The organism is Caldichromatium japonicum (genome assembly GCF_011290485.1).
Lineage (GTDB): Bacteria > Pseudomonadota > Gammaproteobacteria > Chromatiales > Chromatiaceae > Thermochromatium > Thermochromatium japonicum.
This window is the reverse complement of the sequence record NZ_CP048029.1, coordinates 630,435-649,330: the sequence shown is the minus strand read 5'-3', so window position 1 is coordinate 649,330 and position 18,896 is coordinate 630,435. Positions and strand designations below refer to the sequence as shown.

The 18,896-nt window shown below is 61.7% G+C and carries 19 protein-coding genes and 1 pseudogene; 5 read left to right on the top strand and 15 right to left on the bottom strand.

From position 1 onward, the window contains the following. Positions 1–22 precede the first annotated feature (22 nt). Positions 23–796 carry a triose-phosphate isomerase gene (tpiA, locus tag GWK36_RS03200; RefSeq protein ID WP_166269930.1) on the bottom strand — a complete coding sequence of 258 codons (774 nt, stop codon included), beginning with the start codon at positions 794–796 and terminating at the stop codon, positions 23–25. 117 nt (positions 797–913) lie between these two features. Here tpiA and smpB point away from each other — a divergent pair, with 117 nt between their 5' ends. Further along, positions 914–1,390 (top strand): SsrA-binding protein SmpB, encoded by a 477-nt coding sequence (smpB, locus tag GWK36_RS03195; protein WP_166269929.1) that lies wholly within the window; start codon positions 914–916, stop codon positions 1,388–1,390. A 38-nt stretch (positions 1,391–1,428) separates the two neighbouring features. Here smpB and GWK36_RS03190 read toward each other — a convergent pair whose 3' ends face one another. Beyond that, positions 1,429–3,261 carry an ABCB family ABC transporter ATP-binding protein/permease gene (locus tag GWK36_RS03190; protein ID WP_246237650.1) on the bottom strand — a complete coding sequence of 611 codons (1,833 nt, stop codon included), beginning with the start codon at positions 3,259–3,261 and terminating at the stop codon, positions 1,429–1,431. Positions 3,262–3,360: 99 nt separating this feature from the next. On the opposite strand from GWK36_RS03190, the gene GWK36_RS03185 reads away from it, so the two are divergent. Continuing rightward, positions 3,361–3,723, top strand: coding sequence for a S24 family peptidase (locus GWK36_RS03185; RefSeq protein WP_166269928.1), 363 nt, complete (start codon positions 3,361–3,363; stop codon positions 3,721–3,723). Between the two features lie 100 nt (positions 3,724–3,823). On the opposite strand, the gene GWK36_RS03180 is transcribed toward GWK36_RS03185, so the two are convergent. Further along, the gene (locus GWK36_RS03180) at positions 3,824–4,588 is read right to left on the bottom strand and encodes a c-type cytochrome (RefSeq protein WP_246237649.1); all 765 of its coding nucleotides are present in this window, start codon (positions 4,586–4,588) and stop codon (positions 3,824–3,826) included. Positions 4,589–4,891: 303 nt separating this feature from the next. Here GWK36_RS03180 and GWK36_RS03175 point away from each other — a divergent pair, with 303 nt between their 5' ends. Then, the gene (locus tag GWK36_RS03175) at positions 4,892–7,786 is read left to right on the top strand and encodes a ribonucleoside-diphosphate reductase subunit alpha (protein ID WP_166269926.1); all 2,895 of its coding nucleotides are present in this window, start codon (positions 4,892–4,894) and stop codon (positions 7,784–7,786) included. On the opposite strand, the gene mnmM is transcribed toward GWK36_RS03175, so the two are convergent. Continuing rightward, positions 7,780–8,349, bottom strand: a complete 570-nt coding sequence (gene mnmM, locus GWK36_RS03170; RefSeq protein ID WP_166269925.1) for a tRNA 5-(aminomethyl)-2-thiouridylate-methyltransferase MnmM — start codon at positions 8,347–8,349, stop codon at positions 7,780–7,782. The two genes, GWK36_RS03175 and mnmM, sit on opposite strands and share 7 nt — an antisense overlap. 59 nt (positions 8,350–8,408) lie before the next feature. Further along, positions 8,409–8,597 (bottom strand): hypothetical protein, encoded by a 189-nt coding sequence (locus GWK36_RS03165; RefSeq protein ID WP_166269924.1) that lies wholly within the window; start codon positions 8,595–8,597, stop codon positions 8,409–8,411. Between the two features lie 385 nt (positions 8,598–8,982). Between GWK36_RS03165 and GWK36_RS03160 the strand changes: the two genes are divergently transcribed. After that, positions 8,983–10,128 (top strand): tyrosine-type recombinase/integrase, encoded by a 1,146-nt coding sequence (locus GWK36_RS03160; protein WP_246237648.1) that lies wholly within the window; start codon positions 8,983–8,985, stop codon positions 10,126–10,128. A gap of 16 nt (positions 10,129–10,144) precedes the next feature. Here GWK36_RS03160 and GWK36_RS15285 read toward each other — a convergent pair whose 3' ends face one another. The 3 genes from GWK36_RS15285 to GWK36_RS03145 form a co-directional block, all read right to left on the bottom strand. Then, complete coding sequence (locus GWK36_RS15285; RefSeq protein ID WP_166269923.1) at positions 10,145–10,435, bottom strand: GNAT family N-acetyltransferase; 291 nt, start codon at positions 10,433–10,435, stop codon at positions 10,145–10,147. A gap of 171 nt (positions 10,436–10,606) precedes the next feature. Beyond that, positions 10,607–10,768, bottom strand: a complete 162-nt coding sequence (locus tag GWK36_RS03150; protein ID WP_166268952.1) for a hypothetical protein — start codon at positions 10,766–10,768, stop codon at positions 10,607–10,609. 110 nt (positions 10,769–10,878) lie between these two features. Beyond that, positions 10,879–12,939, bottom strand: a complete 2,061-nt coding sequence (locus tag GWK36_RS03145; RefSeq protein WP_166269922.1) for a methyl-accepting chemotaxis protein — start codon at positions 12,937–12,939, stop codon at positions 10,879–10,881. 122 nt (positions 12,940–13,061) lie between these two features. Between GWK36_RS03145 and GWK36_RS03140 the strand changes: the two genes are divergently transcribed. Beyond that, on the top strand, positions 13,062–14,045 hold the full coding sequence (locus tag GWK36_RS03140; RefSeq protein WP_166269921.1) for an IS5 family transposase: 984 nt from the start codon (positions 13,062–13,064) through the stop codon (positions 14,043–14,045). Positions 14,046–14,219: 174 nt separating this feature from the next. Here GWK36_RS03140 and GWK36_RS15280 read toward each other — a convergent pair whose 3' ends face one another. The 7 genes and pseudogenes from GWK36_RS15280 to GWK36_RS15270 form a co-directional block, all read right to left on the bottom strand. Beyond that, a complete protein-coding gene (locus GWK36_RS15280) occupies positions 14,220–14,552 on the bottom strand; it encodes a hypothetical protein (protein ID WP_246237647.1) in 333 nt (110 codons plus the stop codon). Beyond that, a pseudogene (locus GWK36_RS03135) lies at positions 14,553–16,235 on the bottom strand (conjugal transfer protein TraG N-terminal domain-containing protein). It lies immediately after the preceding gene. Positions 16,236–16,668: 433 nt separating this feature from the next. Beyond that, positions 16,669–17,151, bottom strand: a complete 483-nt coding sequence (locus GWK36_RS03130) for an STY4526/YPO1902 family pathogenicity island replication protein (RefSeq protein ID WP_246237780.1) — start codon at positions 17,149–17,151, stop codon at positions 16,669–16,671. 216 nt (positions 17,152–17,367) lie between these two features. Continuing rightward, the gene (locus GWK36_RS15275) at positions 17,368–17,586 is read right to left on the bottom strand and encodes a hypothetical protein (protein ID WP_246237646.1); all 219 of its coding nucleotides are present in this window, start codon (positions 17,584–17,586) and stop codon (positions 17,368–17,370) included. After that, on the bottom strand, positions 17,587–18,027 hold the full coding sequence (locus GWK36_RS03125) for a hypothetical protein (RefSeq protein ID WP_246237645.1): 441 nt from the start codon (positions 18,025–18,027) through the stop codon (positions 17,587–17,589). Between the two features lie 125 nt (positions 18,028–18,152). Next, the gene (locus GWK36_RS03120; protein WP_246237644.1) at positions 18,153–18,671 is read right to left on the bottom strand and encodes a phytochelatin synthase family protein; all 519 of its coding nucleotides are present in this window, start codon (positions 18,669–18,671) and stop codon (positions 18,153–18,155) included. 34 nt (positions 18,672–18,705) lie between these two features. After that, positions 18,706–18,873, bottom strand: a complete 168-nt coding sequence (locus GWK36_RS15270) for a hypothetical protein (RefSeq protein WP_246237643.1) — start codon at positions 18,871–18,873, stop codon at positions 18,706–18,708. Positions 18,874–18,896: the final 23 nt, after the last annotated feature.

The window sequence follows — 18,896 nt, the reverse complement described above, 5'->3', positions numbered from 1 at the left end:
TATCCGCCGGCGCTTCGGCTTGTTAGGCCGATGCATCCCCCGCTTGCCAGATCGCCAAAAACTCACCCGCCACCAAGGATGCGCCGCCCACCAAACCGCCATCGATATCGGGCATCGCCAATAATTGGGCCGCATTCCCTGCCTTCATGCTGCCACCATATAGGATGCGGATCTTGTCGGCAATCAAGGCATCATGATTCGCGATCCGAGCGCGGATGAACGAATGGACCTCCTGCGCCTGCTCAGGCGTAGCCGTCCGGCCCGTCCCGATCGCCCATACGGGCTCATAAGCGATCTCGATCTGAGCAAAGGACTGAATCCCGTTTGCAGCGATGACAGCGTCGATCTGAGATGCCACCACAGTCTGCGTCAAACCCTGTTCGCGCTGTTCCAAGGTCTCGCCGACACAGAGTATTGGACGCATACCGGCCTCGATCACCCGAACCATCTTTTTGGCGATCAGGGCATCAGTCTCACTGTAATAGTCCCGGCGCTCCGAATGACCGCAGATCACATAGCGACACCCAAACTCTTTGAGCATGGCCGCCGCGATCTCGCCGGTATAGGCGCCGCTAGGTTCGCTACAGACGTTTTGCGCACCCAGGCGCACCGGCGTGTCGGCCAAAATGCGCTCTCCGAGGTCGAGGAAAACGAAGGGGACGCATAACGCCACTTCGGCCGCTTTGCCCGAGCAACCTCCACCTGAGACCCCCCCGACCACCGCACGCATTAACGCCTCGGCGCTGGCACGGCTGCCGTTCATCTTCCAATTACCGGCGATCAAGGGCTGACGCATGACGAAGGCCGTTTAAAGACTGTTTATTTGTTGAATGGGGAGCAAATTATAGTCAATCTTCGAGCCCGCGCAAGTTTGTCTTTAACCGCTGCTCGGCCTTAGGCTACACTCTTGCGCATGGCCAAAGACAGCAAAAAGATCTCTTCTAGCTCGACCATCGCGCTCAACAAAAAGGCGGGGCATGATTATTTCATCGAGCAGCGCATGGAGGCTGGGCTTGTGCTCGAAGGCTGGGAGGTCAAGAGCCTGCGCGCCGGGCGCGTGCAGCTCAAGGAAAGCTATGTCAAGATCCTACATGCTGAGGCCTTCCTGATCGGCGCCCACATCTCGCCCTTACCTACCGCCTCGACCCATATCCAGCCCGACCCGACCCGCACCCGTAAGCTTCTGCTCAAACGTCACGAACTCAATCGACTGATCGGTCTAACCGAGCGCGCGGGTTATACCCTGGTCCCGACCGCCATGTACTGGAAACGGGGGCGCGCCAAGCTCGAGATCGGTTTGGCTAAGGGCAAAAAACAACACGATAAACGCGCCGCGGCCCGCGATCGCGACTGGCAGCGCGAAAAAGAACGTCTGCTCAAGACCGGCTGATTGGCCACAAGGTCATGGCGAGGGTAAGCCCAAAGACCCTAGACATCAGCCCCTGTCGCCAGCTTGGCCCCGCGGTCTCGGCTGCGCTGTTGCAGGGCCCACAGACGCGCATAACGCCCCCCCAGGGCCAAGAGCTCCTGGTGGGTACCGCGTTCACGGATGCGCCCGCCCTCAAGGACCAGGATGCAGTCGGCATCGACCACGGTGGAGAGCCGATGGGCGATGACCAGGGTCGTATGATCGACCGCAACCTCGGCCAGGGTCTTGAGGATCGCCTGCTCGGTGTGGCTGTCGAGCGATGAGGTCGCTTCGTCGAAGACCAAGATCTTGGGGCGCTTGAGGATAGTGCGGGCGATCGCCACACGCTGTTTCTCGCCGCCTGAAAGCTTGAGCCCACGCTCGCCGACGATGGTGTCCCAGCCCTTGGGTAGGCTGGCGATGAAGGTAGATAGCTGGGCGAGCTCTGCCGCCTGTTCGATCTCGGCACGGCTGGCGTCTGGGCGACCATAGGCGATGTTGTAATAGATACTCTCGTTGAAGAGCACCGTATCCTGGGGGACGATGCCGATCGCGGCGCGCAGGCTCTCTTGCGTCACCTGGCAGACGTCTTGCCCGTCGATCAGGATGCGGCCGCCGGTTGGATCGTAGAACCGAAATAAGAGCCGAACCAGGCTCGATTTGCCGGCACCGCTGGGGCCCACGACCGCGACCTTCTGCCCAGGCGCGATGACAAAGTCGATGTCGTGGAGGATGGGCCGCTCGGGCTGATAATAAAAATCCACATGTTCAAAGCGCACCTCGCCTTTTTGGATGATCAGCGGTGGGGCATGGAAGGCATCGGCGACCTCGGGGCGGCGTTCCAAGAGCTTAAACACCAGGTCCATATCGGCGAGTGCATATTTGATCTGGCGATAGACAATCCCGAGAAACCCCAGGGGAATAAAGAGCTGAAGCATCAGGGCATTGAGCATCACCAGGTCGCCGACGCTCAATCGACCTGCGACCACCCCCTGGGCCGCGAGGATCATGAGGCAGGTCACCCCAATCGCGATGATCGCCCCCTGGCCGAAGTTCAAAAGCGACATCGAGGTCTGGCTAGCGACTGCCATCTCCTCCCATTCGGCAAGCGTCTGGTCATAGCGCTTGAGCTCCAGCCGCTCGTTGTTGAAATACTTGACCGTCTCATAATTGATCAGGCTGTCGAATGCCTGGGTGTTCGATTGCGAGTCGAGATAATTCATCCGATGGCGATAATCCATCCGCCATTCGGTGATGGCAAAGGTAAAGGCAAAATAGACCGCGACCGTCCCAAAGGTGACTGATAAAAACGCCAGCGGATAGCGCCCGCCCATGATGGCGGCCACCAGGATGAACTCGACCGCTACCGGCAGTACGCTAAAGACCAGATAGTTCAACAGGGTGGCGACCGAGCGGGTACCGCGCTCTAGGTCCCTACTGATTGCACCGCTTTGTCGCTCAAGGTGATAGCGCAGCGAGAGTTGATGGAGATGTTCAAGCACCCGGGTAGAGAGCCGGCGCATCGCGCGATAGCGCACCCGCGCAAAGACCATATCGCGCAACTCGTTGAACAGGGCACTGCTGAGCTTGAGCACCCCATAGGCGAGCAAGAGGCTAAAGGGCAGGATCAACCCCTGCGTCGGCGGATCTTTGAAGGCATCGACGATCTCCTTGAGGATCAGGGGAACGCCGACATTGGCGACCTTTGCCAAGACCAGGCAGCCGAGCGCCAGCGCCACCCGCCCGCGAAACTCCCAGAGATAAGGGAGCATAGCGTTTAGGTTGCGCCAGTCGCGCCGGTCGCGGTGCGGTGGCTCGGTGGGGAGGCGATGGTTGAGACCTTGGGGCATCATCTGCTTGCGATCCGCTGGCTGGACAAAGGGATTTGGGTTTAGCCTGGTTTACCTCGAACGATCCATTAGATCTCGACTCGAACCTAGACACATCGACCTATGGACACCTTCAAGCTGCCCGAAGACGCGTTGTATGAGATCAGCGGCTGCGCCCAGCGCGAGCCCTTTGCCCTTCAGGTCTTGGGCGATGAGATGGAGCCCGAGTTTCCCAATGGTTGCATCATCATCATCGAACCCAGCCATAGTTGTCCCAACCCGAGCTATGTCTTCGCCGAGGTCGAGGGGGTGCGCTGGTTTCGCGAATATCACCGCGACCCAGACGGGCGCGAGCGCCTGGTTGCGCTCAATCCCCTCTATCCCGAGATCGATCTCACCGGCCTCGAATGGTTGGTGCTCGGGGTGATCGTCCAGCGCAACATCCGGCGGCGGATCAAGCATTACAACTACCCGCTGCCGGCCTGAGCGCGTGACTGAGGCGACCAGCGATGGATCCTGCAGGAACGCCTAGACGTGCGGAGCAAAGCCACTACTCGCCTCAAGTGCGATGGTCTCCTGATCTACCTTAAGGAATCGGCCCGGGCGTGGGCGGGGGGACCGGAGGCGCCGGCGGCAGTGGCGGTACCCCCAGGGGCTCGCGCACAAAGTTCGGGAAGTCGGGATTGAGCCAGCCCTCCGCAGCCATCTTCTCTGGCGGCGGGCGCAACCGCGAGACATAGTCGAGCACCGCCATCTCCTCGCCCTGGTTAAACCCAGCGATCTGTTTGACCATCTCGGAGTTGGCGTTTTTACGCCGTCCGTTGCGGATGGCCTCGAACTGACGCACCAGATATATGAAATGCTGGCCTGCTAGCGCTGGAATGCGCTTGCCGGGGTTGCCCTCGCCGCGCTCGCCGTGACAGTCTGCGCAATTGTCGGCATAGAGCCGCTCCCCCAACTCGAGATCGACCCCAGGGCCCAGGCCATTGTGTGGGGTCATGGGGAGGGTCTCGACATAGGCCGCGACATCGGCGAGGTTTTGCGGGCCGCCGAGGATGCGGGTCAGGGCAAAGGGGTACATGAGCGGGTTGTCGCGATTGCCGGCGCGGATGTCTTCGAGCTGTTTGATGATTACCTCGCGCAACTGACCGGCGATCTGGGGATAGGTCCCATCCGGCGTCCCCCAGCCCTCGGGTCCGTGACAGACGGCGCAGACCAGATAGACCCGGCGGCCATTGTCGATGTTTGGGGTGAGGACAATGACCGACTCATAGTCCTCGGCAGCGTCTGCGGGAGGCCCGGCGATGACCTGCGCCGCGCTCAGGCAAAGCCCGATCAGGAGGCTCGCCAAGGGGCCTTGCCAGCGAGGTCGAGGCTGTGGTTGCAGGCAAGGGAGCCTTGTGAGACGGATGCACTGCTCGGTTTTCTTGGTATCTGTTCGGTCCATGACTCCTCCATACGCGCTGTTTAGATCGAGGTGCTGAATCTAAGGGCAGGCGCCCCTTGATCCCACCCATTGGCGCTTGGATTTTAAAGCCAACCAGGGGCGAGAGGGGGAGACCCGAGATAAACACAATATCTTGTGGTTGATTTGTCAATTTATTGGCTTATATTGTATCTGCATCGCCAACCCCTAACTCCCCTCGGAGCAGAGATGTCGACCCGCCCGTTCCCTATCCACCTTCACCCCGTCCAGACGCGGGGAAACTCACAGGCTCAAACGCCCATCCTAGAAGCGTCTGCGCTCGAGCCTGGTGCTGACCTGAAGGTCATCCGGCGCAACGGCGAGGTCACACCCTTCGATCCCCATAAGATCAGCCTGGCGATGACCAAGGCATTTCTAGCAGTCGAGGGTGAAACCGCTGCTGACTCGAAGCGCATCCACGAGCGGGTTGCCGAGTTGACAGCCCAGGTGGTCGCAGCCCTCACCCGCCGCCTGCCTGCAGGCGGGTCTGTGCATATCGAAGATATCCAAGATCAGGTCGAACTGGCACTGATGCGCGCGGGCGAGCATCAGATTGCCCGCCGCTATGTGCTCTATCGCGAAGAGCGGGCGCGGGCACGCGCTGCCGCCCAAGCAGCTGCGGGTACCCTTAAACCGAGTGCGGCCCCTCAGATCCAGGTCAGCCGTGCCGACGGCTCGACCCAGCCGCTCGATGTCGCGCAACTCAAGCGCCTGCTCGCTGAGGGCTGTCGCGACCTGCACGATGTTGACCCCGAATCCATCTTCAAGGAGACATTGCGCAACCTGTTTGACGGCATCCCTGAGTCCGAGCTGCGCCAGTCCCTGGTCTTGGCGGCGCGGTCGCTCATCGAACGTGAGCCGAACTACAGCTATGTCAGCGCCCGGCTATTGCTCGATATCCTACGCCGCGAGGCCCTGGGTCTTTTGGGTCTGGCCACTGGGATCGAGACCCAGGCCGATTGCGCCGAAATCTACCCCGAATATTTCATCGCCTATATTAAAAAGGCCGTCGAACTCGGCCAACTCGATCCCCGTCTTGCCCATTATGACCTTGGGCGCTTGGGCCAGGCCCTGAAACCAGGTCGAGATTTTCAATTCACCTATCTGGGTCTCCAAACCCTATATGATCGCTATTTCATCCATACGCCGGAGGGAACCCGCCTAGAGCTACCCCAGGCATTCTTCATGCGGGTGGCCATGGGCCTTGCGCTCAATGAGATCGAGCGCGAGGAGCGGGCAATCGAGTTCTATGACCTGCTCTCAAGCTTCGCTTTCATGTGCTCGACCCCGACCCTATTCAATTCCGGCACCCCGCGCCCGCAATTGAGCTCTTGTTTTTTGACGACCGTCCCAGATGACCTTGATGGGATCTATAGCGCGATCAAGGACAATGCATTGCTCTCCAAATTTGCCGGCGGTCTAGGTAATGACTGGACGCGGGTGCGCGGTATGGGGGCCCATATCAAGGGTACCAACGGAAAGAGCCAAGGGGTAGTGCCATTTTTGAAGGTGGCCAATGACACGGCGATCGCCGTCAATCAGGGCGGCAAGAGAAAGGGCGCGGTCTGCGCTTATCTCGAGACCTGGCATATCGATATCGAGGAGTTTTTGGAGCTGCGCAAGAATACGGGCGACGATCGCCGGCGCACCCATGACATGAATACAGCCAATTGGGTGCCGGATCTATTTATGAAACGGGTTATCGAAGGCGGTGACTGGACCCTCTTTTCGCCGGATGAGACGCCAGATCTGCACGAGCTCTATGGGCAAGACTTTGAGCGCGCCTATCTTGTCTATGAAGAACGCGCACGGCGCGGTGAATTGAGGCTCTTTAAACGGATCAAAGCGGTCGATCTCTGGCGCAAGATGCTTTCCATGCTCTACGAGACCGGCCATCCTTGGATCACCTTCAAGGATCCCTGCAACCTGCGTTATACCAATCAACATGCCGGGGTGGTACATAGCTCGAATCTATGCACCGAGATCACCCTGCATACCGGCGATCGCGAGATTGCCGTCTGCAATCTGGGTTCGGTCAATTTCGCCGCCCATGTCGATGAACAGGGCCTGGATACCGAACGTCTGCGCCGGACGGTGCGCACCGCGATGCGCATCCTCGACAATGCCATCGATTGTAATTTCTATACCGTCCCCAAGGCGCGTCTTTCGAACCTGCGCCATCGGCCTGTGGGCCTAGGGATCATGGGTTTTCAGGAGGCGCTTTATAAACTGCGTATTCCCTATGCCAGCGAGCAGGCGGTCGAGTTCGCCGACCGCAGTATGGAACATCTGAGCTATTATGCGATCGAGGCAAGCGTCGATCTGGCCGCTGAGCGCGGGCGCTATCCGAGCTTTGAGGGTTCATTATGGAGCCAGGGCATTCTGCCGATCGATAGCATCCGCTTGCTCGAAGAGGAGCGCGGCGGTCATCTCGAGATGGATCGGACTACAACCCTCGAGTGGGGATCATTGCGCGAGAGGGTCAAGACGATCGGAATGCGCAATTCCAACTGCCTAGCCATCGCCCCGACCGCAACCATTAGCAATATCGTCGGTGTCGGCCAATCGATTGAGCCGACTTATCAAAACCTCTTTGTCAAATCGAATCTTTCTGGCGAGTTCACTGTGGTCAACCCCTATCTCGTGACCGATCTAAAGATGCGGGGTCTATGGGATGCGGTGATGATCAATGACCTCAAATATTATGATGGCTCGCTCCAACCGATCGAACGCATCCCAGAAGATCTCAAGCAACTCTATGCCACTGCTTTCGAGATCGAACCGCACTGGCTGGTGGAAGCCGCCAGCCGCCGTCAGAAATGGATCGATCAGGCACAAAGCCTCAACCTCTATATGAGCGAACCCAGCGGCAAAAAGCTCGATCGTCTCTATCAGCTCGCCTGGATACGCGGTTTGAAGACGACCTATTATCTGCGCACCCTCGCCGCCACCCATGTCGAAAGATCGACGATACCTGAGGCTGAGCGCGCCAACCGGCTCAATGCGGTCCCTGTGCAATCCATGGGACATCAAACATCGGCAAGCTGTTCGGTCCTGGAGCCTGAGTGCGAGGCCTGTCAGTGAGGGGATGAGTGCCTCAACAGGAACAAAACCGGCGCCTGCTGTGCGCAAATATTGATCTGTTTGATGCCAAGTCCAGCTCCATCTAACCAGGCAAGGATAGCCTGGTATTCCTCCATCCCACCTGGATGACCGCGATAGACCAGGAGGCTCAGGAGACCCTCAGGATGGAGTAAGCGGCAAGCGGCAGTGAGTGCCGGTAAGGTGGTTTGCGGACGGGTGATCAGGCGCTTGTCACCGCCTGGTCGGTAGCCGAGATTGAATTGGATGGCCTTGATCTGCCCTAGGGTCGCTGCGGGGAGATATTCAAGCATCCGGTCATGACTCGCCTGGATCAGGCTCACTGTCTCCGCGCAACCAGCTCCCCTCAGCCGCTGTTCAGTGACCTTCAGTGCCTCGGATTGCACATCAAATGCCCAGACATGGCCACTGGGCCCGACCTGCCGGGCTAGAAACAGGGTATCGCGACCGTTGCCGGCGGTTGCATCCAGCGCCCAGTCACCGGGTTGCAGACAGCAGACGATGGCATCATGCGCCTGTTGGGTCAGGGATTGATGACTGCACATCTGACAGGCAGTGGCGATGAGGTTGATATCAGGCTGGTGAGTGCCCCCTACCCTACCACCTACCCGACACCCTGGCGTTGGCTCTTGGAGAACTCGATCCCGACCTCAATCACTTCAGCGAGGCTGTCTAGCCCCAAGACAGCCAGATGGCTGGAAAAGACACTCAGGCGTTTTATCGACATACCCCCCCTCTCGCGGATCTCGGTGAGGGTCTGGATGCCGATGGGGAGTTTGCGGCGGGTCATCATGCCTGCCACCCGTTTAGCCGACCAAGGCTGCAGACCAAGCACTTTTGCTGGATGGACGGCGCAAGCGGATAACGCTTCGATGGTTGGAGCTGGCGACAGGGTTCGAACCTGCGACCCGCTGATTACAAATCACAGATTCTCGGTTTCGCGCATTTCCCATCCAGCACCATTATTTCTTACAAAGCAGACACTTAAGGGTTCTGTGCGTGCTCTCATTTGCACTGAGACACCCCCGATTACGCTCTTTCCTGGTGACTCAATGGTGACTCAAACTCGCGAGATAGCCAGCATGAAACTCACCAAGCGCCTGATCGATTCCGCGACCTATTAAGGTGAAGGCAATGCACGATTCGTCCTATGGGACAGCGAAGTGCCGGGGTTCGGATTGCGTATCTTCCCCTCCGGGAAGAAGGCGTTTCTGCTCTCCTACCGAGTGCAGGGACGTAAGCGCCTGATGACTATCGGCACCTATGGCATCCTCACCCTCGACCAGGCTCGCATCCAAGCGCGTGCTTTGCCGGCTAAAGTGGAGACGGAGAACGCTGATCCGCTGGCGACCCGACAACGCGAGGCGCAAGGTCAGACCATTCGGGATCTCTGCACGGCTTATATGGAGCGCCACGGCGATCACAAGAAGAGCCATCGGGATGATGGCCGACGCCTTGACCAGCATGTGCTTCCCGCGTGGGGGAGTTTGAAGGTCAGTGCCATCACACAGGCCGATGTTGCCGCGTTGCACGCCAAGATCGGCAAGACGCGCCCGTATGAGGCGAATCGTACCCTGGCGCTTCTGTCCAAGATGTTCGAACTGGCCCGACGGTGGGACTTAGTCCCCCGAGATCACTCGAATCCGGCACGTGATATCGATCACTTTAAAGAGCATAAGCGCGATCGCTGGATCACGCCTGAAGAGCTACCGCGACTGGCGCAGGCGATCAATGAGGAACCCAACGAGGTGGCCCGGTGTGCCTTATGGCTCTACCTGCTGACTGGGGCTCGCAAGAGCGAGTTGCTGCAGGCACGCTGGGAGCACGTCGATTGGAACCGTGCCGAGCTGAAACTGCCCGATACGAAGGCCGGTCGGGTCCATTACATTCCGCTGTCCTCTCCGGCTCTGGCACTGCTACGCGAGATACCACGCGAAGACGGAAATCCATTCATTCTTCCCGGTCGCGGACCACGTTCGAAGAAGGATGCTAGCGAGCGCCCGCCGCAACCGGCGCATCTGGTCAATATCAGTAAGTCTTGGAACCGGGTTCGAGAAGCCGCCGGTGTGGTCGATGTTCGCCTGCACGATCTGCGACGCACGGTTGACAGCTGGCTGGCCCAATCGGGAAACTCGCTGCACTTGATCGGACGGGTTCTCAACCATTCCAACCAGTCGAACACCGCTGTCTACGCTCGCTTTGGTGAGGACTCGGTGCGCGTTGCCCTGGAGCAGCATGGAACGCGGATTTTGGATGTCGCCGGTGTCACACCGACGGCCAACGTCGGCACGTCCGCTTCGGACCGTCCGCCAGTCGACCCATGAGAGCTCTCGGTGCGCCTCACCACCCTACCCCGGCTCGGCGCCGCAGTGTCAGCGGTGCATCCGGGAAGCGCTCGAATTCGTAGCGCTCATACCAGCCGCATGCCCGCTCGTGTTTGGCATCGACGATCACGCCCACCATGCCGATCTCCTCGGCCAGCCGCGCGCATCGCTGCAACGCATCCATTAACAACCGTTCACCCAAGCCCTGTTTTTGATGCAACTGATCGACCGCCAGGCGGGCCAGACGCGCGACCGGAAGTGGGAAACGGGGAAAGGCTGGCGGCCTCTCGGAGCCAGTCGCCGGCACGCTTGTAGAGGCCCGAGTCGTTGTCCCCGGCCGCGACGACGATGTCCCGATTCGGGGCCGGATCGAATACGATCGGACCACAGCCAATGGAAAGGTGGGGCCGCTCACGCTCGAAGAACCCACGCAGGGCGTATTCCATGTTGGTGTCGGGGACGAGAAACAGCAGATCTCTCATCCCAGCACCCCTGCCGCGAATAGACGACCGAGGTCGAGCTGCCCCTTCCAGTCGGCAAGTCGCGGATGCTCAGGTCCAGGCACAATCGTAACCTTTCCAGTCGCGTCCAGTCGGGCGGCCAGGAGCTGCTCGATCGGTGTTTGCCCCACGACACCCATGGCCGCACGGCAATTCACGCCGGAACGCAAACAGAGCTCGCAACATCTACCGCGACGCAGCCACCGAAGCACTGATCGCTGCGGTGAAAGGTGCCGACGTTGAAAATGAGTTACACATGAAACTGCGTGGCCAATACCTTCAGCTTTTCCGAGAGCACTTCGACCTTGCGCGCTTCCTGACTCGATGCCTGCGCGACCTCTGTCGTGTGCGCACTGCTTGCCGAGATGCGCTCCATGTTGCCGGCGATCTCGCGCGTCGCACTGCTTGCCTCGGCCAGCGCCATGCTGATCGACTGCACCGCAAGGCTTGCCTGCTGCACTGCGCGTTCCACCGCAGCAGCCATCTCGCCGGCATGCTCCGCGCTCTTCGCGCCCTCGGAGACGCTCTGACTGCTGGCCGCGACTTCGCTGGCCACCGCGCGGCTCACCTCCTGGATGCGCTGGATCATCGCGGCGATCTCCTGGGTCGAATTGCCGGTGCGTTCGGCGAGCTTCCTGACTTCGTCGGCCACCACCGCGAAACCGCGGCCCATCTCGCCCGCCCGCGCCGCTTCGATCGCGGCATTGAGCGCCAGCAGGTTGGTCTGGTCGGCGATCTCACGGATCACCAGCACGACGCGGCTGATCTCCTCGGACATCGACGAGAGCTCGCCGATACGCTGTTCGGTGGCAGCCACGACGTTGGCCGCGTTCATGATGCGCTCGGCGGCCGCGCGGCTGGTCTGGGCGCTCTTGCGCGTCGAGCTCGAAGCGCTGTCGGCGGCCTGTAAGGCGGAGCTGGCATTGCTGCTCATCTCGTCGGAAGAGACCGAGAGCTCTTCGATCGCGGCTGCGATGCTCGAAATCGCCGCCGATTGCGTTTCCGCCGCTTTGACCGTGGAATCGTTCGCCGCCATCAGCTGCCGTGAGGACTGTTCCAGCGCGCGCGCGGTCTGCTGGACCAAACCGATCGCCTCGTGCAAGCGGTTTTTCAGCATCGCGACGCGCGTGAGGATCTGCGCGAATTCGTCGTGACCTTCGGCGCGGATCGTCGGGCTGAGATCGCCGCCGGCGATCGTCGAGATCAGCGCCACGGTTTCCTTGGCCTTGCGGCTGACCTTGAGCAGGATGTAGGCCGCGAGCGCGCCGCCCAACAGCACGGTGATGATCGCGATGATCAGGCTGCGTTGTGTTGCGGCATCTGATGCGGCCTTCAGCTCGGCGAGTAGCCTCGGCGCTGCTTCGTCGAGGCGCTTGATTTCATCGAGCAGCAGCGTGCGCATCTCGCGCCACTTCGGCGTCTCTTGCTTGTTGAGGAGCTGTTTCGCCTCATCGAGCTTGCCGGCCTTGACGAGCTCGAAGAGCTGCTCATGCAGCTTCTTCTGCTCGCTCCGTAGCGCGGCAAGACGCGCCGGTAGCCCGGACTTGACGGTTCGCTGGTCCGCTACATCGGCGCGGCTGACAACGGCCTCGAAATCTCCGGCGGCCTTCTGGTAGTTTTCGTAAGCCTTCGGATTCTCCGGATCGAGGATCACGTTGCGCAGCGCCTGGCCCATTTGCAGGCCTTGGGCATACAGCGCATAGAAGTCGGCGTGGCGCTCCACGTCCTGCTCGATGTAATCGCGGTAGGACGATTCGATCCTGGCAGCGGAATAATGGCTTTCGATCAGCGCGCCAATGAGCAATACCATCACCACCGTCGCCACCAGCGCGAGCCGCTTGCCGATCGTCATGTCGTCGAACCAGCCAAAGGCGCGGGTGCGCTTCACCTGCCCTTCCGAGAGGCGGATCGACGGATCCTGGCGCATTCTGGCATAGAGCGCTTCGGCGGCGGCGATTTCCTCGCGGGTGGGCTTGACACGCACCGAGGTGTAGCCGCCGCCAGGCCGGGGGGTCACGTGCGCGCGCACCCAGTAGTGGTCGCCGTTCTTGCACCGGTTCTTGACCAGTCCCGTCCATGGGCGGCCCTGCTTGATCGTCTCCCACAGGTCGCGAAAGGCTTCCGGCGGCATGTCCGGGTGACGCACGATGTTCTGCGGCTGGCCGATCAGTTCTTCTTCGGTGAAACCGCTGACGGCGCAGAAATCGTCATTGACGAAGGTAATGCGGCCTTTTTCGTCGGTATGCGAGATGATCGCGATGTCGTCAGGGTATTGACGTTCGATGCCGGTGACGGGTTGGTTGTTGCGCATGAAACTCTCCTTGTGGGTGAAATTGTCGAACCCGAAGTATTTTGGGGCACCTCGAAAAACCTCCACCAGAGCCTTGCTGGGTTAAACATGCTGTCATCTGATTTTGAGCCGACCTGACCGCCATGAAGAAGTGCCCCGCCATCAAGATGGACCTGTTTGCAGACTGCCAACAGCGGGAGAAGATCGACAAGTTGGGCGATCCATTGGTTGAGATAGAAGGCGCCATCGACTTGGAAGCCTTGGCGTTGGAAGTTGACCGCATGGCCCCGCGCTCGGTGAGTCTGCAAGGTGGCCGGCCACCGTTCCCCGCTGAAACCATGGTGCGCATTCTGGTCTTGAAACGCCTGTACAACCTGTCTGACGAGCAGATGGAGTATCAATTGCTGGACCGCATGAGCTACAAGCGCTTCTGTGGTCTGGCCCAAGCCGCCAACATTCCTGACCGGACGACTGTGTGGGTGTTTGAGAACCGGATCGGCGAAGCCGGCGCCAAAGCCATCTTCGATGGCCTCAGCGCGCAACTGCTCAAGAAGGGTTTGATCGCCCGGGGTGGGCAGATCATCGACGCCACGCGGGTTCCCGCGCCCCGGCAGCACTTCACCAAGGACGCCAAGGAACCGCTGAACGAAGACGCCATGCCCGCGGATTGGAAGCCGGTCAAGCGGCGCCAGAAGCATGGCAAGAGCCACTATGGCTACAAGCTCACGGTCAACGTCGACAAGAGGTACAAATTCATCCGCAAGATCGTCACCGACACCACCAGCACCCACGACAGCCAGCACTTTGAGGCGGTCATGGACCCGGCCAACACCAGCCGGGAGGTCTTTGCCGACCGAGGCTATCCGTGCGAGGAACGAGAAGCCTGGCTGAAAGCGAACGGCTATCGGAACAAGCCGCTGTCTGAAGCGCAGCAGCGGCGCAACCATGGCATTGCGAAGACACGAGCCTGTGTTGAACATGTGTTTGCGGCCATTGCGCAGATGGGCGGCAAACTGATCCGCACCATTGGTCAAGCGCGTGCCAACTTTGCGATGACGATGATGGCGGCCTGCTACAATCTGAAGCGACTGGCGTTCTTCCAGCGAGTGGGCATCGTGCCCGCATAACGCCCAACATGGGCCGAATGGCCACCGCCCACTTCGGGGTAAAAACCGGGCAACGCTGCTTGAAAAAGCAGCGATTTGTTGAGGAAGTTGAGCCGGATTCAGTCAGTGGCATCGCGCTTTGACCGGGTCCCATCAAAATAGTGGGTTATTCGAGGTGCCCTACTGCTGTACGAACTAGGCGGCGCGCTCGACGGAGCGGGATGTGGTGAGCACATCCTGAGCTTGCTGCGCGAGCTGAGCCGACTCGGTGCGGTTCAGTCCTTCGGTATAGCTGCCCGAGTGCCCCTGCTGGATGTCATAGGCGAGTCCCTCGGCAAAACGGGCTTGGAGCTGTTGATCCGTCGCCGCCTTCTGAACGGCTGCGCTGGCGATCTCATAGGCCATTCCACGATCGACACTGTAACGTGTCGACAACTCACCGGCCAAGCGTTCGATGCCCTTGGCGGTCTTCGGTGTCCCGATCGCGGCGCGGAGCACTGTTCCCATCTGATTGTTTTTGGTTGACATCTACGAATTCTGGAACCGTGCGCTCAAATCCTGACTGGCCGACAGCACCGCCGCATCCGCCTGGCTGTAGGAGGCGTCCAGGCGCTGCCCGAAGGCGTACTGGAGACTGGTCTGCTGATTGGCCGCCGCCGAGCCGGCCACTGCCTGACTGAGCGACGTGGTGAAGCTGTCCTGGGCCTGCTGGGCGCTCTGTTCGGCTGAGCGCAGAGAGGCCTGTGCGGACTGTCCGAGATTGAACGACCACAGCACCCCGGACGCGCCCGGGGCCGTGGTGCCGCCCAGGGCGGTGCGCTGAAGCCAGGGACCGACCGTGGCTGCCGCCTGGGGTTGCAGGACATTGGGTGAGGTCTGATGCTCATTGATGTGATCGCTGCTCTGCAGCCGTCCGGCCAGATGGGTGGCGATGATGGCACCGCCATAGATGAGCATCAGACTGATGGCCGGGGTCGAGGCCACCATGGCTAGCACAAACATCCCGCCGGTGGCCAGATAGTCCTGGAGCAGCAGATCGCTTTCGTAGAGGGCGCGGAAGGACGGCAGTCGCACCGCGGCCTGATCGGAAAGCGCGTCGAAGGCCCGTTGCGTGGCCAGGATCAGATAGAGGTTGGTGATGGCCAGAATCGGCAGCCACAGCTGGATCCAAAGGCCGAAGATCAGATAGCGCCCGACCATGGCGATGCCCAGCAGGCCGAGGGCCACGGCGAAGGCCATAAAGGGACCGATGGCAAAGAGGAAGCCCTCGAAGAAGGTCATCATGGGGCGCATGATGCGCACGAACAGCGAGGACTCGATGGCCCACTGGCTGTTGCGCTGCTCGATCGCCTGGCTGGTCTGAAGTGCGGTGTTCCACTGACCGATCTCGTTGTAGTGCTAGATGATGCCGCGTTCGAGCATCGGCAAGACGGCCGTCATCACCATGTACTGCTGGGCCTCGAGCGTGTCTTGGGCCAGGGTGGTGAGCGCGGCGCGCACCCGGCTGTCGACGGCCCCCTGATCGATCCCGAGCTTGGCGGCCACCGCCTGGCGGAACTTGGGCGGGAAGGCGGTGGTGCAGGCCGACAGGCATCCGTAGGCCTCGGCGCAGGTCAGTGTCTCGGGCGTCTCGCTGAGCATCAGCCGGGTCGTTCCGGTGACGATCGGGGTCTGGAGGGCGGCCTCCAGCGTGGTGGCCTGGAGAATGGCGTCCATGGTCAGGCCATTGATCTGCCGGTAGACGGCATAGAGCACGCAGTCGGCCACATAATTGAGCCAGGACTGCTCGACATCGGCCCCGGCGGTGGGGCTGTTGGCCTCGCCCGTGGTCAGCCGCGAGAGCGCGGTCTTGCGCACAATGGCCATCACCTGCAGGGCATCGGCAAACCCATGCTCGGTCATCGCGGGGGTCTGGAACGCCTGCTCGAACAGCTGGGTGAGACCGTAGCCGAGGTTGGAGACGGTCGAGCCGACCACCGCCGGTGCCAGCGGCATGTTGTCGACCACGCGCACGGCGCCGGAATAGGCCCCCTCGATGGTCACCGACACTTTGGGCACGAACAGAAGCGAATAGAGAATGAAGGACACCAGCAGTCCCTGGAAGCGAATGCTCTGCGCGCCCTGGAGCAGACCCTGGAAGGCGATGATCAGGGTGCCGAGCAGAAAGCCGATGCCGATGAAGCGCTCGAAGCTGTCGGCCCCCACGAGCATGGCCACGGCATTGAGCACCTGCTGCAGGAAAGCCGGATCGCCGATGGAGTAGATGGTCCACACGCTCATGGCCGGCTACCGGCGGCCGCCGGCCCAGCCGGCGCGGCGAACCCGGCCGGTGGCGCCGGCACGCACCCGGGCGCCCATTGGGGCGGCCAGATCGAGGCCGCTATGGAAGCGGGGGCGCCGGAGGATAGGATGGTGGCGTGGTCCGTAGCCGGGGGTGACCGGCCCGTGCAGCGGCCAGTACCAGACGGTGTGACAGCCGCGTGGGGTGGCCTTCGGTGGCGAGGGGCGCGCTGTTGTGGCACGCGCCGGTGGCGCGGTGATGAGGCGAATCGTCGGCGGACCGCCCTCAGCGACCCCTGCCCAGGTCGTCAGGGCGCCCACCAGGATCAGACCCAGCAGCCCGGTGGCGGCCCGGTGACGGAACTCAGTGGGCATCACGCATCCCCGGTGGTGTGGACCGGGTGCGATAGGCCGGCGGCCCCGGCCGGACGGCGGGCGCCGGAGGCGCTTCGGGGTCCGGGGCGGCCAGCACCTCAAGCAGGCGGTGGACCTGACGCACACTGACCCCCGCCGCGCGGGCCGTCTCCAGATAACGCTCCCCGAGCGGACGGTCGGTGAACTGGTCCCAGGCGCGCAGGATCTGCGCTTCCTGACGGCGACTGGGATTGGCTGGGCGCCCGCCCCGGGGATGATCCTGCCCGAGTCCGAGGAAGCGGCGTTGCTTCCAGTAATGGTTGGCATTCCAGCCGTAGAGCTGGATCATCAGCTGACGGGGGGCGCCGGCGCGCAGCAGCGCCTGCTGGGTCTCGCGCAGCTGTTGCTGCTCGCGCAGGCGCCGGATGACGACTTCGGACTGCTGCGGGTCGATGACGATCTGCAGTGAGACGAAGTGCGCGGCCTCGAACAGATAATGCAGGTTGCGCCCGGCCAGGGATTCGAGGAGGCGGATCTGCTCCTAGTCAGTCCCAGGTCCAGCACCCGCTCGAAATGCCCCTCGTGGATCTGATTGATGATGAATTGCAGAATCACATGGGCCGGACACGCTTGGCTCATCAGCCGCTCCTCCTGGGTGCGTGAGACATTCAGCGTCAGCGCGCGGGGACCACCGCGGTGACGGCGGTGTTCAGGTGCGCTCCTCCGGTAATGTGTCCGGGGCCTCGGCCGGGTCATCGCCCTCCTCCTCGGGCATCGACAGCACCTCGCGGGCGGCGGCATAGTCGCGCCGATGCAGTCCGATGAACTCCTGGCCGGCCCCGCCGATGCGCTGCCGCCAGCGTTTGGCCACCGCCAGACGCTCTTTGCCCGCCAGCAGCCCTGAGAGCCACAGGGTGTGGGGTCCCACCTACAGGCGGTCGAGCTCCTGGATCAGATTGGCGTAGAGGGCCATCGCCGGTGAGGCGACATGGATGGTGACGTCAAGTGGATGGGTATAGCGCGGTCGGGTACGCTCCAGGCCCTGATCGGTGAAGAGCACCTGCAGGCGGGCGATTTCGCGCTGGAGTTCATCGGCCAGACCCTCCAGACGGGCATGGATCAGAGCTTCGACACGTTCGGCCTCGGTGTCATCGCTCACCAGGTGCAAAATGACCTCGATGCCGTAGAGCGCGTGCATGGCCGGGCGGAATTCGCGATCACGCAGGAGCCGGCGCGCGTATTCGCTCTGGATGCGCAGCGTCAGATCGAAAACCAGGCGGCTGTGGCGATAGGGTTGACGCACCCGTGGGGCGGCGGCGGACCGCGCGCGGGGCGTTTCGGAATCCGGACGAGTCTCCTCGGGTGGCATCACAACAGGCTCCATGACGTCGGGCGAATCGGGCGGCCGGCTGTGGCGCGGCCCCGGAGGCCCCGATTTTTAGGGGGATTTCGGGGCGATACAATCCAACAACGGTGCATCCGCCACAGGACCGTTTATGGCGAGGGTGCCACAGCGTCGATCTGGAGCGCGCCCCGCCAACGTCCGCTGACCGGATCCCGGGTGGTGATGGTCGCGCGCAGCCGCTCACTGGGGACGAGCTGGGCGCCAAAGCCTGGTGTCACATCCAGGAGCAGCACCTGGTCGCCGGCGGGGTCATAGCCGGCCACAGGTGAAAAGTGCCCGATGGCCACCCCATGCAGCGGTGCGCGGTCGAAGTTCACGATCAGCCGCCGCCCCGGCGTGTCCAGCGACGCCAGCAAAGCCCGCCAGGCGGCGGGATCCGGAGCGCGCCACACGCGCACCCGGCCAACCCCGTTGGCCTCGGCCAGCGCCGCCAGCTCATCGAGCGTCATCCCCAGCAGCCGCGCGCGCCACCAACCGGAGGTGTCACCGCTAAACACCGCCCGCTCATCGTCCGGCGGCCGGCCCAATGAGGCCAGCACATTACGCAGGCTCGCCGGGCCACAGGTGGCCCCATGGCGCTGGAGCTGGAAGTCCGACCGGTATACCACAGCTGGAGAGCGTCCAGGACCGTCCCCTGAGTCACTACCCCAGGGGCGAAGCGCTCGGGATGGGGGCGGCCAGATACTGACCATAGCCGTGGAGGGCGGCGAGCAGGATCAGGGCACCGAGACCGATGGCCATCCGCCACCGGCGGCGGATGAAGCGGCCGGCGGATGTGTCGGCGGGTGATGTGGATGTCTCAGGCTTCATGTGTGTCTCTCCAGGTACAAGCC